Source organism: Nocardia brasiliensis IFM 10847 (assembly GCF_000710915.1).
In the GTDB taxonomy this organism is placed as follows: domain Bacteria; phylum Actinomycetota; class Actinomycetes; order Mycobacteriales; family Mycobacteriaceae; genus Nocardia; species Nocardia brasiliensis_A.
In genome coordinates this window covers 1-15,107 of sequence record NZ_BAUA01000076.1, presented here as the reverse complement: position 1 = coordinate 15,107, position 15,107 = coordinate 1, and the positions used below count along the sequence as shown (strand labels likewise).

The following is a 15,107-nucleotide window of genomic DNA, read 5'->3' as shown; positions in this document are numbered from 1 at the left end:
GTCGGTAGAGGTGTCGCGCCCGGTCAGTCCAGATCCGCAGGCGAGGACAGGGTTCCGCGGACCGCCGTCGCGGCCGCTACGAGCGGGGAAACCAGGTGCGTGCGGCCGCCTTTGCCCTGGCGGCCCTCGAAGTTCCGGTTCGACGTGGAGGCGCAGCGCTGCCCCGGCGCGAGCTGATCCGGATTCATTCCCAAGCACATTGAGCACCCCGCCTGCCGCCATTCGGCGCCTGCCGCGGCGAAAATGTCGCCCAGTCCTTCTAATTCAGCCTGTGCGCGAACCCGCATCGAGCCCGGTACAACCAGCATTCGCACTCCGTCGGCGACCCGTCGTCCCTTTAAAATCCCGGCCACCGCACGCAAATCCTCGATGCGCCCGTTGGTGCACGAACCGACGAATACGGTGTCGATCGCCACATCGCGCAACGGGGTTCCCGGCGCCAAATCCATGTATCGCAGCGCTTTCTCCGCGGACTCGCGCGCCGTCTCGTCGGCTATCTGGGCGGGATCGGGCACCGATTCGCCCAGCGGCGCGCCCTGTCCCGGGTTCGTGCCCCAGGTGACGAAGGGGGTCAGCGCGTTCGCGTCGATGTGCACCTCGGCGTCGAAAACCGCGCCCTCGTCGGTCTTCAGTGCCTCCCAGGCGGCCACTGCTGCCGTCCAGTCGTCCCCCTGCGGGGCGTGCGGCCGTCCTTCGAGGAATTCATAGGTTGTTTCGTCCGGGGCGATCATGCCCGCCCTGGCGCCCGCCTCGATGGACATGTTGCAGATGGTCATTCGCGCCTCCATGGACATCGCGCGAATCGCCTCGCCGCGATACTCCAGCACGTAACCCTGGCCGCCGCCGGTGCCGATCTTCGCGATGACGGCGAGAATCAGGTCTTTACTCGTGACCCCGGGCGCCAAAGTGCCGTCGACGGTGATCGCCATCGTCTTGAACGGGCGCAGCGAGAGTGTCTGGGTGGCAAGCACATGCTCGACCTCGGAGGTGCCGATACCCATCGCCAGCGCGCCGAACGCGCCGTGCGTCGAGGTGTGGCTGTCGCCGCAGACCACCGTCATCCCGGGTTGCGTCAGCCCCAATTGCGGACCGACGACGTGCACGATGCCCTGATCCAGATCGCCCATCGGATGCAGCCGCACACCGAATTCCGCGCAGTTGCGGCGCAAGGTGTCCACCTGGGTGCGCGAAACGGGGTCGGCGATCGGCTTGTCGATATCGACCGTCGGGACATTGTGATCCTCGGTCGCGATGGTGAGATCGGGACGCCGCACCGGCCGGCCCGCCGCCCGTAGCCCGTCGAAGGCCTGCGGACTGGTCACCTCGTGCACGAGATGCAGGTCGATGTAGATCAGGTCGGGCTCGCGCCCGACGCCCTCGCCCTCGCCACGGGCGACGACATGCTGCTCCCACACCTTTTCGGCCATGGTGCGCGGCTGTGCCATTCTCGATCACCTTTCGACAAGCATCCGGTCCGCGATCGGGGCTGTGAACGCGGCGACGGCTGCACAAGTTTTTCGGATATGCGAGATCGGATGTCGCGTGGCGAGCAGCCGCGCCGGGGAGCATCCGCAGCAGTGGATTTCCCAGCATCCGAGACGCTAGTATCGTTCTATGAGACAGCATAGCGGCATCGGCGTCCTCGACAAAGCAGTGGCGGTGTTGTACGCCGTCGCCGAGCATCCCTGCGGTCTCAACGAGCTGTGCGCCCGCACCGGACTCCCCCGCGCCACCGCACACCGGCTCGCCGTCGGACTCGAGGTGCATCGCCTGCTCGCCCGCGACAACGGCGGCCTGTGGCGGCCGGGGCCCGCGCTCGCCGAGCTCGCCGCCGGGGCCACCGATCCGCTCCTGGAGGCCGCTTCGGCCGTGCTGCCCCGATTGCGCGAGATCACCGGCGAAAGCGTCCAGCTGTACCGCCTGGACGGCAATGCGCGCGTCTGTATCGCCGCGATGGAACCGCCCGTCGGCCTGCGCGACACCGTGCCCGTCGGCGCACGCCTGCCGCTGACCGCGGGTTCGGCCGCGAAAGTCCTGCTCGCCTGGGCCGATCCCGAGCTGCAGCGCACCATCCTGGCCGATGCCGTCTTCGGCGAACGCGCCGTCACCGAGGTCCGCAAGCGCGGCTGGGCGCAAAGCGCCGCCGAACGCGCGTCCGGCGTGGCCAGCGTCTCCGCACCCGTCCGCGACGCCGGCGGCACCGTGATCGCCGCCGTCTCCGTCTCCGGTCCGATCGACCGGATGGGCCGCAGGCCGGGCGCCCGCTGGGCCGCCGACCTGGTCGCCGCCGCCGAGGCCCTGCACAAGCGCCTATAACACGTTCTAGAAATCTGCCTTTAGAGTTGGCCCATGGGAGTCAATCAACGGGCGCAGATCGTCATGTCCGAGACCGAGATCACCGAGTTCTTGCAGCGCAGCCGCATCGCGACGCTGGCCACCCTCGGCAAGGACGGCAGGCCGCACCTGACCGCCATGTGGTACGCGCTGCTCGACGGCGAGATCTGGTTCGAGACCAAGACCAAATCGCAGAAGGCGGTCAATCTGCGTCGCGACCCGCGCATCACCTGCATGGTCGAGGCCGGCCAGACCTACGACCAGCTGCGCGGCGTCGCCATCGAGGGCCGGGCCGAGATCATCGACGATCCCGACCAGTTGTTCGCCGTCGGGGTCAGCGTCTGGGAGCGCTACACCGCTCCGTACAGCGAAGAGGCGCGTCCCATGGTCGAGGCCATGCTGCACAAACGCTCCGCCATCCGCGTCGTCCCCGAGCGCGTCCGCAGCTGGGATCACCGCAAGCTCGGCCTTCCCCCGATCCCCTTCGGCGGCACCACCGCCCACCCCCTGGACTGACCCATCCCACCTCTCGAGACGCCACCCCGCACGCGCGTCTCCGTCCGCCACGGAGACGCGCGGCGATATCCACCTGACATCCCCTCCCCCGGCGACTACCGTCGAACCGTTCGACACCGATCGGCCGGGCACCGCCGCCCCCAGTGCTGCGGCGCGCGGCCGCGACGACGAGGAGCAGGCGATGGCGGAACCGGATAGTTCCCAGAGCTCAGGCAGTTCCGAGGGCGCAAGCGCCGAAGAGGTGAAACGAAAGTTCAAAGAGGCGCTGGACCGCAAAAACAAGAACCACGCCCGAACCGCCGACCACCTCGACGGCCGCTCCAAGGCATCAGCCGCCCACGGCAACGCCAGCCACAAACGCGAATTCCGCCGCAAGAGCGGATAAGCACCAGGCCCTCCGCCCCGCGGAGGGCCTGACTTTTTCCGCCCCAGCATCGACCACGCCGGACGCGAAGCGACGGCACAACGGGCAGACAAGCACCCCACGGCCGACGCCCAGCCCAACACCCCGGATCCGAAGCGACACCACAACGGGAAGCGAAGCACCCCCGCAACAGACCCCGACAACAGCACCACAACCGCCATGACCAACGGCAGCACGAGCAGCGAAGCGCCCTCGCAACAGACCCCGAGAACGGAACCGAACTGCTGCCGACAACGGCAGGGCGGGAAGCGAAGCGACCCCGCCAGGGGGGTCCGGGGGCGCAGCCCTCCGGGTGGGGCGTGGGGGCTTCGCCCCCACAAAATACGCGGAAACCAGAAAAGGCCCACGCTCTGTGTGAGCATGAGCCTTCGATCTGGTTGTAGCCCCGACGGGATTCGAACCCGCGCTACCGCCTTGAGAGGGCGGCGTCCTAGGCCGCTAGACGACGGGGCCTTGGACTGCTTCTCGTTGGTACGAGGAGCACCTTTGTGATCTTTCGATCTGGAGGCTCGGTTAGCTTAGCTTCCCGAGGCCTGGCGACCAAATCGCCAGGTGCTGTTCGATTTTCGGTCGCGTACCGTTGTCGACAGCTGCTCTCTCCGCTGGGGTACCAGGACTCGAACCTAGAATGGCTGAACCAGAATCAGCTGTGTTGCCAATTACACCATACCCCAATGACCTGGTAATTCGACCTCGCAGTCTGGCTGACCGGGAGGCCGCGTTCCGGCCGAGAAGAAGAGTACCAAACGGCTACCCGTTTACTACAAATCGGCTGGTAGAGGCCATGTTTTCGGCTGTTTCGGCGGTGTCAGGACGTTGCGGACCACTCCTGTGCGGAGCGGAGGCGTTCGAGGCTGACGTCGCGGCCGAGCAGTTCGAGGGACTCGTACAGCGGCGGGCTGATGTGCGAGCCGGTGACGGCGACGCGGACCGGCGCGAATGCTTTGCGCGGTTTGAGCCCCAGTTCGTCGATCAGGGCGGTTTTCAGCGCGGCCTCGATTGCGGGGGTGGTCCACTCGGCCAGCGGCTCCAGCGCAGTAATAGCGGCTTGCAATACCGGAGTGGCTTCGGCGCCGAGATTCTTGGTTCCGGCTGCCGGGTCGATCGCAAATTGTTCGGCGGGTGCCAACAGAAAACGCAACAGTTCCCAAGCGTCGGACAGCACAACGATGCGAGTCTGCACGAGTTCGGCCGCGGCGGCGAACAGCTTCTCATCGATTTCGGCACCGATATGCGAGTGATCGGTCAGATACTCGCGCAGCCGATGGGTGAAATCCCCGGCCTCCAGCAATCGGATGTGCTCGGCGTTGAGCGCGTCCGCCTTCTTCTGATCGAAGCGGGCCGGATTCGAATTCACTTTCGATATGTCGAAGGCGGCAACCATCTCCGTCATGGTGAAGACATCGTGGTCGTCGGCGATGCTCCAACCGAGTAATGCCAGGTAATTCAGCAAACCCTCGGGGATGAAGCCGCGGTCGCGGTGCACGAAGAGATTCGACTCGGGGTCGCGCTTGGACAACTTCTTGTTGCCCTGACCCATCACGAACGGCAGGTGACCGAACTCCGGGGTGAAGTCGGCCACGCCGATGCGGCGCAGGGCGGCGTAGAGCGCGATCTGGCGCGGCGTCGAGGAGAGCAGGTCTTCGCCGCGCAGCACGTGGGTGATCTTCATCAGCGCGTCGTCGACGGGGTTGACCAGCGTGTACAGCGGTTCGCCGGTGCCGCGGGTGAGCGCGAAGTCCGGTACGACACCGGCTTTGAACGTGGTTTCGCCGCGTACCAGATCGTGCCAGGTGATGTCTTCGTCGGGCATCCGGAGCCGAATCACCGCGGGGCGCCCGGCATCTCGGTAGGCCTCGATCTGCTGCGCGGTGAGATCGCGGTCGTAGTTGTCGTACCCGAGTTTCGGGTCGCGTCCGGCGGCGCGGTGGCGGGCTTCGACTTCCTCAGGCGTGGAGAAGGATTCGTAGGCTTCGCCCGCGGCCAGCAACCGCCGGACCACGTCGAGATGCTGGTCCCTGCGCAGGGATTGACGGTACGGCTCGTAGGGGCCGCCGACCTCCGGGCCCTCGTCCCAGGTGAGGCCGAGCCAGCGCAGCGCGTCCAGCAGCGCGCGATAGGATTCCTCGGAATCCCGTGCCGCATCGGTGTCTTCGATCCGGAACACGAACTTTCCACCGTGGTGCCTGGCGTAGGCCCAGTTGAACAGCGCCGTCCGGATCAGGCCGACGTGCGGCGTGCCGGTCGGTGACGGGCAGAAACGGACCCGTACTTCAGTCATGGCTCTCTTTCGATGATCAGCGTTTGGCGGCAACGGGATTGATGAGCGTGCCGATCCCCTCGACGGTCACGGACACTTGCTGTCCGGCCTGCACGGGTCCGACACCTTCGGGCGTTCCGGTGAGGATGACATCGCCGGGCAGCAGCGTCATCACGGTGGTGATCCACTCGATGAGCTTCGGGATGTCGTGCAGCAGCAGTGAGGTACGACTGCGCTGGCGGACCTCACCGTCGAGTTCGGTGACGATCTCCAGATCCGATGGATCCAGGGCGGTTTCGATCCAGGGGCCGAGCGGGCAGAAGGTGTCGTAGCCCTTGCCCCTGGTCCACTGCCCGTCGTGACGCTGTTGGTCTCGTGCGGTCACGTCGTTGGCGACGGTGTAGCCGAGCACCACGTCCAGCGCGCGGGCGGCGGACACGTCCTTGCACGGCCTGCCGATGACGACGGCGAGTTCGCCCTCGTAATCGACCTGAGAGGAGCTGGGCGGCAGGATGATCGGCACGTTCGGCCCGATGATCGAGGTGTTCGGCTTCATGAAGATCACCGGGTCTTCCGGTGCGGGCCCGCCCATTTCGGCCGCGTGTGCGGCGTAGTTCTTGCCGACACAGATCACTTTGCTCGCCAGGATCGGTGCGAGCAGCCGCACGTCGGCCAGCGGCCAGCTCCGTCCGGTGAACGTCGGCGTACCGAACGGATGTTCCGCGATCTCCTTCGCGATGCTGTCGCTTCCTTCTCCTTCGATGCTGACGAACGCGACCCCATCGGGACTGGCAACTCGACCTAGACGCATGTCCGGCAGTCTATCGACCGGCTTCCACCTGCCCGAACGCACCCGACCGCGCGGTCACCCGCGCCCCGCGGACGGGCTGCACCACCGCTGTGAGGAGTTCGACATCCGAGCCCGGCCCGCACGCCCGCGGCGTGGTGTGAGAGATCGCTCACCCGCGAAATCCGCTTGCCCGCAAGGTGTAGCGTTGGCGGCGAGTTCATTCAGTGGGAATATAGTCCCAAATAATGAGATTTCGAGGTGAGGCCGATGACCACCGTGACGGCGTTGACGGACATCCGACGGTGGTCCATGCTCGGCCTCGGCGTCTTCGCACAGGCCGCCAGCGCCGTCTTCGTGCAGGGCGTGCCCTTTCTGCTGCCCGCGCTGACCGATCGCGGGATGCACCTGGCCACCGCCGGGCTGCTGGTGGCAATGCCCACCGCCGGGCTGGTCTGCACCTTGATCGCGTGGGGCTACGTGGTCGACCGGATCGGCGAACGCAAGGTGCTGGTCGGCGGCCCACTGCTGATGGCGGCCGCCGGCGTGGCCGCCGCGTGCACCACCGATGACGTCGCCCTGGGCGCGCTGCTGTTCCTCGGCGGCATCGGGGCGGCGAGTACCAACGGTGCCAGCGGTCGGGTCATCGTCGGCTGGTTCCCACCGCGACGGCGCGGCTTGGCGATGGGCATCCGGCAGGGCGCACAGCCGCTCGGCGTCGCCGTCGGCGCGCTGGCTGTTCCGGCGGTCGCGGCGACATATGGTGTGCCCGCGGCGATTCTGGTGCCCGCGGCGTTGGCGGGTCTGGCCGCGCTCGGCTGCCTGATCGGCATCATCGATCCCCCGCGCCCCACGGGGACCGAAACCGACGCGGCGTTGCGTGCCAACCCCTATCGGGGCGATACGACACTGTGGCGTATCCACGCCGTATCCCTGTTACTGGTGATTCCCCAAGGCACGGTCTGGACTTTCGCGCTGCTGTGGCTGCACCGGGACGTCGGCTGGTCGCTGGCCGCGGCGGGAGTGCTGGTCACCGCCACCCAAATCCTGGGTGCCGCAGGCCGAATCGGCGCGGGCGCGTGGTCCGACCGGGTCGGCAGCCGGATGGGGCCGCTGCGGATCGTCGCGATCGCGGCGGTGCTGTCCATGGCGGCCCTGGCACTGGCCGCCTGGACCCATATGTGGTGGGCGGCAATACCGTTGCTGGTCGCCGCCTCGGTGATCACGGTCACCGACAACGGCCTCGCTTTCACCGCGGTCGCGGAGATCGCGGGCCCGTACTGGAGCGGCCGCGGCCTCGGCCTGCAGAACACCGGCCAGAATCTGGCGATGGCCGCCGTCCCGCCGGTTTTCGGCGCGCTCATCACCGCGGGCGGATTCGCGGCCGCCTATCTCGCGGCCGCCGCGCTGGCGGTGGTCGCGATACCGCTGGTGCCTGCCGATCGTCCCGCCCAATAGCCGTGCCACAGTGACGGATTGGTCCACTTCGTACCGATCCTCCCACTTTCCGGGCGATGTCGGGTTTAGCGACATGGTGTTGCCAAGTGTAGGATGGATACCCTTCCGTCGCCGTCGTGACCAGGAGTGCAATGCCGAGGATCGACGCACCAACCGTCGCCGAACACCGGGCGAACCAAGAGCGGGCACTACTCGACGCCGCACGCGTTGTGTTGTTACAGAAAGGGCCACAGGCGGTTACGCCCGCGGCGGTCGGCGCCGCCGCGGGTCTGGCGCGTAGCAGCGTCTACAAGTACTTCCGCTCCGGCGACGAGATCTTGGCCAAGATCGTCTCGGATGCGTTGAACGAGTGGGGCGAACGCGTCCGGGACACCGTCGAACGGGCCGAGACGCCGGCGGGCCAGGTGGACGCCTACGTCCGAACGACGCTGGCACTGGCGGCATCCGGGGCACATCGCATCGCTGTACTAGGCGGCACCCTGCCCCGCGACGAGGCCGCGCGGCGCGATCTCGCGCACGCGCATCACGATCTGGCGGCACCGTTGCGCGCGGCGCTCGACGATATGGGCAACCCCGACCCCGAACTGACCGCGGACTTGATCGACGGCGCGCTCGGCCGCGCCATCGAACGCATCGATTCGGGCCGGCTGCACGACGAGATCGCACCGGAGACAGTCGCGTTCGTCCGTCGCGCCGTCGGAATCAGCCATCGCCCGCCCCGCACGCGCAGTAAGAGCTGAACGCACCGTCGCCATTGCGGCACTGCCACACAACGCTTTTCGATCATCATCGGGCTCGCACCAACCGACCAGTACGGACAATCCCGGTCAAACAGCAAGCAGCGCAGCGGGATCGAAGGTGACCCGGAACGGCTGATCGGCTTCCACCACGGCGTCGAACACCGCGCCCGGCCCGACCACCGGGTCGGCGCCATAGGTGCCGTCGGACAACACCATTCGATGCACCTGCACATCGGGCTGGTGCTCGACGATCCAGTACTGGGGAATGCCCGCCGCCGCGTACTCGTGCACCTTGCGCACCCGATCGGTGCGCTCGGTCCCGCTGCCCGGGGCGATGACCTCCACCGCGAGCCGAACCTCGGCGCCCGGAACGAGTTTGGGTACTTCGGCGACCACTGCGGCCCGCGCCACCTCTCTGGGCACCACGATGATATCGGGTTTGCGAACTCCGCTGCGCGTGCTGATCTCCCAGCCACTGCCGACGCACAGATGAACGGAAGCGCCCACCGCGCCCGCATCGATGAATCTGCCCAGACGCTGCGCCACGTGATTGTGCCTGGCGCCGGATACCACCTCGACCAGCCAGCCGTCCTCCAGCTCGTAACCCTTACCGCCGCCGGGCAATCCCCGCAGATCCGTCGCGGTGTACGGGCCGAGCCGCGACCGTCGCTGTCCGCTCACCCGCGCCTCCGTTCGCCAGCCGAGCCGTGTCGCCGGCGAACAACCGGCGCCACCACGGCATGAGTACCACGCTGCCCCCGATTCACACCCGCCCCCGGGATGCACCGGCCACGAAGAATAGCGGCCCCGCACCTATCAGTTCGGTGCAGGGCCGCCGTTCCGGCGATTCGTGATCAGACAACGGCCGCGATGCGATCCCCGACCTCGACCGTCGACGCGCTGCCCGAGCGCGCGGTGAGGTCCTTCGCGACGGCGGACTCGATGCGCGCCGCGCCTTCGGCGTTGCCGAGATGGTTGAGCAGCAGCGAGACCGACAGGATCGCGGCCGTCGGGTCGGCCTTGGACTGCCCCGCGATATCGGGCGCACTGCCGTGCACCGGCTCGAACATGCTCGGGTTCGTGCCCGAGGCGTCGATGTTGCCGCTGGCGGCCAGGCCGATGCCACCGCTGACGGCGGCCGCGAGGTCGGTGATGATGTCGCCGAACAGATTGTCGGTGACGATCACGTCGAAGCGGCCGGGATCGTTCACCAGGTGAATGGTCGCGGCATCGATGTGCTGGTAAGCCGTTGCGACATCCGGGAACTCGGCGCCGACCTCGTCGACGGTGCGCTGCCACAGCGATCCGGCGAAGGTGAGCACGTTGGTCTTGTGCACCAGCGTGAGGTGCTTGCGGCGGGCCTGCGCCTTCGCGAAGGCGTAGCGCACCACGCGCTCGATGCCGAACCGGGTGTTGGTGCTGACCTCGGTCGCCACCTCGTGCGGGGTCTCGACGCGGATCGCGCCGCCGGTCCCGGTGTACGGCCCCTCGGTGCCCTCGCGGACCACCACGAAATCGATATCGGGGGTACCCGCGAGCGGGCTGGTCACGCCGGGGAACAGCTTGGACGGCCGCAGGTTCACGTGGTGATCCAGCGCGAACCGGGTGCGCAGCAGCAGCCCGCGCTCGAGCACACCGCTGGGCACCGACGGATCGCCGATCGCGCCGAGCAGGATCGCGTCATGCTGCCGCAGTTCCGGCAGCACGGAGTCGGGCAGGATCTCGCCGGTCGCGTGATACCGCTTGGCGCCGAGGTCGTACTCGGTCTTCTCGACGCCGGGCACCACCACGTCGAGCACCTTGAGCGCTTCGGCGATGACCTCGGGCCCGATCCCGTCGCCCGGGATGACAGCAAGCTTCATGACAACAACGCTCCGTTCGGTCGATCAGAACAGGTCGACGACGACGACCTTGGCGGCGCCGACGGATTCGCCGATCGCGGCCTCGACCTCGGCGGGCACCTCACGGTTGACGCGCAGGATCACCGTCGCGCCTTCCTTGTCCACGTCCTGGCTCAGCTGAGCGGCGAGGATGTCGATGCCGGCCTCGCCGAGCTTGGTGCCGATCTTGCCGAGCGCGCCCGGCTTGTCCTCGTAGTTGAGGACGGCGACGTTGGTGCCCTCGGCGCGCATGTCGTAGTTGCGGCCGTTGATGTTGACGATCTTCTGCACCTGCGACGGCTCGGTGAGCGTGCCCGCCACATTCAGGGTGCGGCCGTCGCCGAACACCGCGCGCAGGTCGACCAGGCTGCGGTGGCTCGGGCTCTCCGAGATCGTGTTCACGGTCGCGGTGATGCCGCGATCCTTGGCCAGCGCGGGCGCGTTGACGAAGGTGACCTGGTCCTCGACGAGCGCGGAGAAGATGCCGCGCAGCGCCGAAAGCTCCAGCACCGCAACGTCTTGCGCGGCCAGTTCGCCGCGCACCTGCACCTCGACGCTCACCGGGAGCTCATTGGAGAGGGCGCCGAGCAGCGCGCCCTGCTTGCGCACGATGTCCAGCCACGGGGCGACGTCCTCACCGACGCTGCCGCCGGTGACGTTCACCGCGCCCGGCACGAATTCACCGGCGAGCGCGAGCAGCACGGACTTGGCGACGTCGGTACCCGCCCGGTCCTGCGCCTCGGCCGTCGACGCGCCGAGGTGCGGGGTCACCACGACCTGCGGCAGCTCGAACAGCGGGCTGTCGGTGCACGGTTCGGTCTCGAAGACGTCGAGGCCGGCGGCGCGCACGTGGCCGGACTTGATGGCATCGGCGAGCGCCTGCTCGTCGACCAGACCACCGCGCGCGGCGTTGACGATGATGACGCCCGGCTTGGTCTTGGCGATGGCTTCCTTGCCGATGATGCCCTTGGTCTCGGGCGTCTTGGGCAGGTGCACGGAGATCAGGTCGGCGCGCTCGAGCAGCTCGTCCAGGCTCAGCAGCTCGATGCCGAGCTGGGCGGCGCGGGCCGGCGAGACGTAGGGGTCGTACGCGACGATCTTGGTCTCGAAGGCGGCGAGGCGCGCGGCGAACAGTTGGCCGATGCGACCGAGGCCGACCACGCCGACGGTCTTGTCGAAGATCTCGACACCGTTGAACTTGCTGCGCTGCCAGGTGTGCTCACGCAGCGTGGCGTCGGCGGCCGGGATCTGGCGCGCGGCGGCGAGCAGCAGCGTGACGGCGTGCTCGGCGGCGGTGTGGATGTTCGAGGTCGGCGCGTTGACGACCATGACGCCGCGCTCGGTGGCCGCGGGCACATCGACGTTGTCGAGGCCGACGCCGGCCCGGGCGACGATCTTCAGGTTCTTGCCTGCCTCCAGGACCTCGGCGTCGACCGTGGTCGCCGAGCGCACGAGTAGCGCGTCGGCTTCGGGCACCGCGGCGAGCAGAGCCGGACGGTCGGGGCCGTCGACCCACCGAACCTCGACTCCGTCACCGAGCGCGTCGACGGTCGACTGGGCAAGCTTGTCGGCGATCAGGACAACAGGACGGCCTGCTTGGCTCACTGTGGAGTACTCCTGGGGAAAGGGGTCGGCAATTACCGCGGATCAGCTTAGTGTGCGCTGTTTCGCTGCTTGCTACCCCCTGGTAGGCGGCCGTCGTCAGTAGGTCCGGCGCCGTAGCCCGGAAACGAGGAGGGCCCCGCACCGCTCGGGTGCAGGGCCCTCTCCGGAAACGCGCCCGAATGGCGCGAGACCCGGCCGATCAAACGACCGTTACGTTGATTCAGCGACCGCCGAAAGATCCCGTCCACAGGGTGTTGACGATGCCGTGCAGAGCGGCACCGAAGGTGTCCAGGAAACCGCCGAGGGCAGCGCTACCGGTGTCGATGATAACGGGGATCATTGAAATACCTCTTCGTTGGAAGACAATCCAGTTGTACTGGCTGACACAGGACACATCGGGCCTCGAACAAATGCGGTTACGGAATTCGAGCATTTAGTGACGTAGGTAACAGTCACATCACAGAGAACACCTGGTCGGACGTCCAGTCCGAGCGTATGCCCTGATCATCAGGGGCTTGACCGCAGCAGACAACCGCCGCGGCACCCGGTCGGGGCAAAGCTGAATTCTCTCTGAGAAATCTCTGGCAGCCGAGTGAGGGTCGGACACGATAAGACACTCGGTTACGACAGCGTAGGTTGTCGAATTATGCGCGCACCTAACCGAAACAAATGGCTCGTCGAGTTACCGGAACAACGCAGACAGGCGGGTCCGGGATGGCGACTCGCGCAGTCGAATAATGCATCACATAACGCCCGACGGATTATCAGCTGACGGCGGCGACCGCACGGGAGAACGCCCGCACCCGGGCGGTTTCACGATTGCGGTGCCACACCAACCCGAGCCGGGAATGCGCCAACCCGGTGACCGGCACGAAGGCGACCTCGGGCCGGTCGTGGAACACGGCGGTCGGATGGCACAGCAGCATCGCGCCGTGCCCCGCGGCCACCGCCTCGATCCCCTCCCACAGCGTGCCGACCTCGGGTCCGGCGGCGACCGGTCGCCCGCCCGGGGTCACGTCCAGCGCCTGGGCCCGCCGCCAGTACTGCGGCGCGGGCCCACGCACGCCGATCAGCGCGAACTCGGCGAGATCCTCCGCAGACAGGCTGCCCCGGCCGGCCAGCGGATGGTCCCGATGCATCGCCAGCATCTGCGGCTGCTCCGAAAAGACCTGTCCCAGTACGAGTTCACTCTCCCCCATGGGCAACAGCACCACCGCGATATCGACCTCGCCGCGCTGCACCGGGCCGAACGGGTCGGCCAGCGGGATCTCGATCACCTCGGTGGCGCAGGACGGGAAGCGGCTGCCGAACAACGCGACCGCGGCCGCGAGGTTTTCGCTCGTCGAACCCTGAAAGCCGATGCGCAGCAGCCCTTCCATGCCGCGCGCCGCCGCGCGGACGCCGTCCACCGTCGCCCGCAACGCGTCGTAGGCCGGCTGCAACTCGGCCAGGAAATCCTTGCCCAGTGGGGTGAGCGCGACCTTGCGGCTCGTCCGTTCGATCAGTCGCGCACCGACCCGCTGCTCCAGCGCCCGCAGCAGTTGACTCACCCGGCTCTGCGAGACGTACAGGCGATCGCCCGCCCGCCCGAAATGCAGTTCCTCGGCCAACACGAGAAAGGCCTCCAGCTCGCGCACCTCCAAGCCAGTCATGGGCTTCCTCTCCACCGTCGATGAGTCCAGCTCATAGAACGATGAGACCTTCGCCGTTGTTTCCACCCCGGCCGAAGCCGTTGTCTGGACACATGACACAGGTTCGAGAAGTCACGAGTCCAGCACCGGAGGCGGGTGGTTCGACGCGGCGCGGCTGGCTCGGCGTCGGCGCCGTGACGGGCGCCACCTTCACGGTCGTCACCTCCGAGATGCTGCCGGTCGGCCTGCTCACCCCGATGAGCGACACTCTGCGGGTCAGCGAAGGGGCGGCCGGACTCTCGCTCACCGCGACCGGCTTCGTCGCGGCGGCGGCCTCACCCCTGCTGCCCGCGGCACTGCGGCGGATCGACCGCAAGCTCGTGCTGTGCGGGCTGCTCGCGGTCCTGGTGCTCGGCAACCTCGGCTCGGCCCTGGCGCCCAGCTTCGGCGTCATGATGGGCGCGCGGGTGCTGGTCGGCATCGCGATCGGCGGTGTCTGGGCGATCGCGGCGAGCATGGCCGCGCGCCTGGTGCCCGCGCGCTCGGTCGGCACCGCGACCGCGCTGGTGTTCAGCGGCGTCGCGGTGGCTTCGGTGATCGGCGTGCCGACCGGCACCTACCTCGGCGCGCTCGCAGGCTGGCGCACGGCGTTCGTCGTCACCGCGGGCCTCGCCCTCGCGGTGCTGCTCACGGTGGCGGCGGTACTGCCGAAACTGTCCGCGACGCAGGGCGTTTCGCTACGCGCCGCGCTGCGATTGACCCGGCGGCCGCAGATGAGCACCGGACTGTTGGTCATCGCGTTCCTGGTGACCGGGCACTTCGCCGCCTACACCTACATCCGTCCGCTGCTGGAGAAGGTGACCGGAGTCGGCGCGAGCACCATCGGCACCCTCCTGTTGATCTACGGAATCGCCGGTGTCCTCGGCAATTTCGGCGCGGGCAGCACCGGCGTCCGCAATCCGCGGCGGACCCTGCTGAGCATCGGCGTGCCGCTGGCCGTCACCGTGCTGCTGGTGCCGGTACTCGGCGGATCGCTGATCCTGGCGGTGGTGCTCATGGTGGTGTGGGGCTTGTCCTACGGCGGAGTCTCGGTGACCGCGCAGAACTGGGTCTTCGCCGCCGCGCCGGACGCCAACGAGGGCGCGTCCTCGTTGAACGCGGGCGTCTTCAACGGCGCCATCGCGCTGGGCTCGTTGCTCGGCGGCCGGATGGCGGACGCGTTCGGCGTCACCTCGGCGATGTGGCTCGGCGGCGTGCTGGTGCTCACCGCGCTGGCGATCGCCACGGTCAGCCCCACCCCGGGCCGGCCCGAGCAGCGCGGATAGCGAAAAACGAGATGCGACGTAGATCATCGGCCGCATAGCATCGGCCCCATGTCCCTGCGCGCCGTTCCCGCCTCGATGGACCCGACCGTGGTCGGGTCCATCGACGACGAGTTGGACCGGATCGCGCGCGAGTATCGCGTCTCGGTG

The 15,107-nt window shown here is 67.8% G+C and carries 13 protein-coding genes and 2 tRNA genes; 6 read left to right on the top strand and 9 right to left on the bottom strand.

Translation table 11 applies throughout. The features are described 5' to 3' along the window. Positions 1 to 23 precede the first annotated feature (23 nt). Positions 24 to 1,445: a 3-isopropylmalate dehydratase large subunit gene (gene leuC, locus NBRGI_RS16280; RefSeq protein WP_029897173.1), complete on the bottom strand. Its 1,422-nt coding sequence runs from the start codon at positions 1,443 to 1,445 to the stop codon at positions 24 to 26. 169 nt (positions 1,446 to 1,614) lie between these two features. On the opposite strand from leuC, the gene NBRGI_RS16275 reads away from it, so the two are divergent. The 3 genes from NBRGI_RS16275 (at position 1,615) to NBRGI_RS45240 (ending at position 3,235) form a co-directional block, all read left to right on the top strand. Then, positions 1,615 to 2,316 (top strand): IclR family transcriptional regulator, encoded by a 702-nt coding sequence (locus tag NBRGI_RS16275; RefSeq protein ID WP_029897171.1) that lies wholly within the window; start codon positions 1,615 to 1,617, stop codon positions 2,314 to 2,316. 33 nt (positions 2,317 to 2,349) lie between these two features. After that, a complete protein-coding gene (locus NBRGI_RS16270; protein ID WP_029897168.1) occupies positions 2,350 to 2,850 on the top strand; it encodes a PPOX class F420-dependent oxidoreductase in 501 nt (166 codons plus the stop codon). A gap of 181 nt (positions 2,851 to 3,031) precedes the next feature. Next, a complete protein-coding gene (locus tag NBRGI_RS45240) occupies positions 3,032 to 3,235 on the top strand; it encodes a DUF5302 domain-containing protein (RefSeq protein ID WP_029897167.1) in 204 nt (67 codons plus the stop codon). Between the two features lie 419 nt (positions 3,236 to 3,654). Here NBRGI_RS45240 and NBRGI_RS16260 read toward each other — a convergent pair. The 4 genes from NBRGI_RS16260 to NBRGI_RS16245 form a co-directional block, all read right to left on the bottom strand. Next, a tRNA-Glu gene (locus NBRGI_RS16260) sits at positions 3,655 to 3,727 on the bottom strand. A 149-nt stretch (positions 3,728 to 3,876) separates the two neighbouring features. After that, positions 3,877 to 3,948: transfer RNA gene (locus tag NBRGI_RS16255), tRNA-Gln, on the bottom strand. Between the two features lie 134 nt (positions 3,949 to 4,082). Then, on the bottom strand, positions 4,083 to 5,555 hold the full coding sequence (gene gltX, locus NBRGI_RS16250) for a glutamate--tRNA ligase (RefSeq protein ID WP_029897164.1): 1,473 nt from the start codon (positions 5,553 to 5,555) through the stop codon (positions 4,083 to 4,085). 16 nt (positions 5,556 to 5,571) lie between these two features. Next, positions 5,572 to 6,345, bottom strand: a complete 774-nt coding sequence (locus NBRGI_RS16245; RefSeq protein ID WP_029897162.1) for a fumarylacetoacetate hydrolase family protein — start codon at positions 6,343 to 6,345, stop codon at positions 5,572 to 5,574. Positions 6,346 to 6,591: 246 nt separating this feature from the next. Here NBRGI_RS16245 and NBRGI_RS16240 point away from each other — a divergent pair, with 246 nt between their 5' ends. After that, positions 6,592 to 7,779, top strand: coding sequence for an MFS transporter (locus NBRGI_RS16240; RefSeq protein ID WP_029897160.1), 1,188 nt, complete (start codon positions 6,592 to 6,594; stop codon positions 7,777 to 7,779). Positions 7,780 to 7,910: 131 nt separating this feature from the next. Continuing rightward, positions 7,911 to 8,519 carry a TetR/AcrR family transcriptional regulator gene (locus NBRGI_RS16235; RefSeq protein ID WP_029897158.1) on the top strand — a complete coding sequence of 203 codons (609 nt, stop codon included), beginning with the start codon at positions 7,911 to 7,913 and terminating at the stop codon, positions 8,517 to 8,519. 87 nt (positions 8,520 to 8,606) lie between these two features. On the opposite strand, the gene NBRGI_RS16230 is transcribed toward NBRGI_RS16235, so the two are convergent. The 4 genes from NBRGI_RS16230 to NBRGI_RS16210 form a co-directional block, all read right to left on the bottom strand. After that, positions 8,607 to 9,200 carry a Uma2 family endonuclease gene (locus NBRGI_RS16230; protein WP_029897156.1) on the bottom strand — a complete coding sequence of 198 codons (594 nt, stop codon included), beginning with the start codon at positions 9,198 to 9,200 and terminating at the stop codon, positions 8,607 to 8,609. A gap of 173 nt (positions 9,201 to 9,373) precedes the next feature. Continuing rightward, entirely contained in the window at positions 9,374 to 10,381 is a 1,008-nt protein-coding gene (locus tag NBRGI_RS16225) for a 3-isopropylmalate dehydrogenase (RefSeq protein WP_029897154.1), read from the bottom strand. Positions 10,382 to 10,405: 24 nt separating this feature from the next. Continuing rightward, on the bottom strand, positions 10,406 to 12,004 hold the full coding sequence (gene serA / locus NBRGI_RS16220) for a phosphoglycerate dehydrogenase (RefSeq protein WP_014987151.1): 1,599 nt from the start codon (positions 12,002 to 12,004) through the stop codon (positions 10,406 to 10,408). Positions 12,005 to 12,768: 764 nt separating this feature from the next. Then, positions 12,769 to 13,656: a LysR family transcriptional regulator gene (locus tag NBRGI_RS16210; protein ID WP_029897151.1), complete on the bottom strand. Its 888-nt coding sequence runs from the start codon at positions 13,654 to 13,656 to the stop codon at positions 12,769 to 12,771. 92 nt (positions 13,657 to 13,748) lie between these two features. Here NBRGI_RS16210 and NBRGI_RS16205 point away from each other — a divergent pair, with 92 nt between their 5' ends. Further along, positions 13,749 to 14,960 carry an MFS transporter gene (locus NBRGI_RS16205; RefSeq protein ID WP_029897149.1) on the top strand — a complete coding sequence of 404 codons (1,212 nt, stop codon included), beginning with the start codon at positions 13,749 to 13,751 and terminating at the stop codon, positions 14,958 to 14,960. The last annotated feature ends 147 nt before the right edge of the window (positions 14,961 to 15,107 follow it).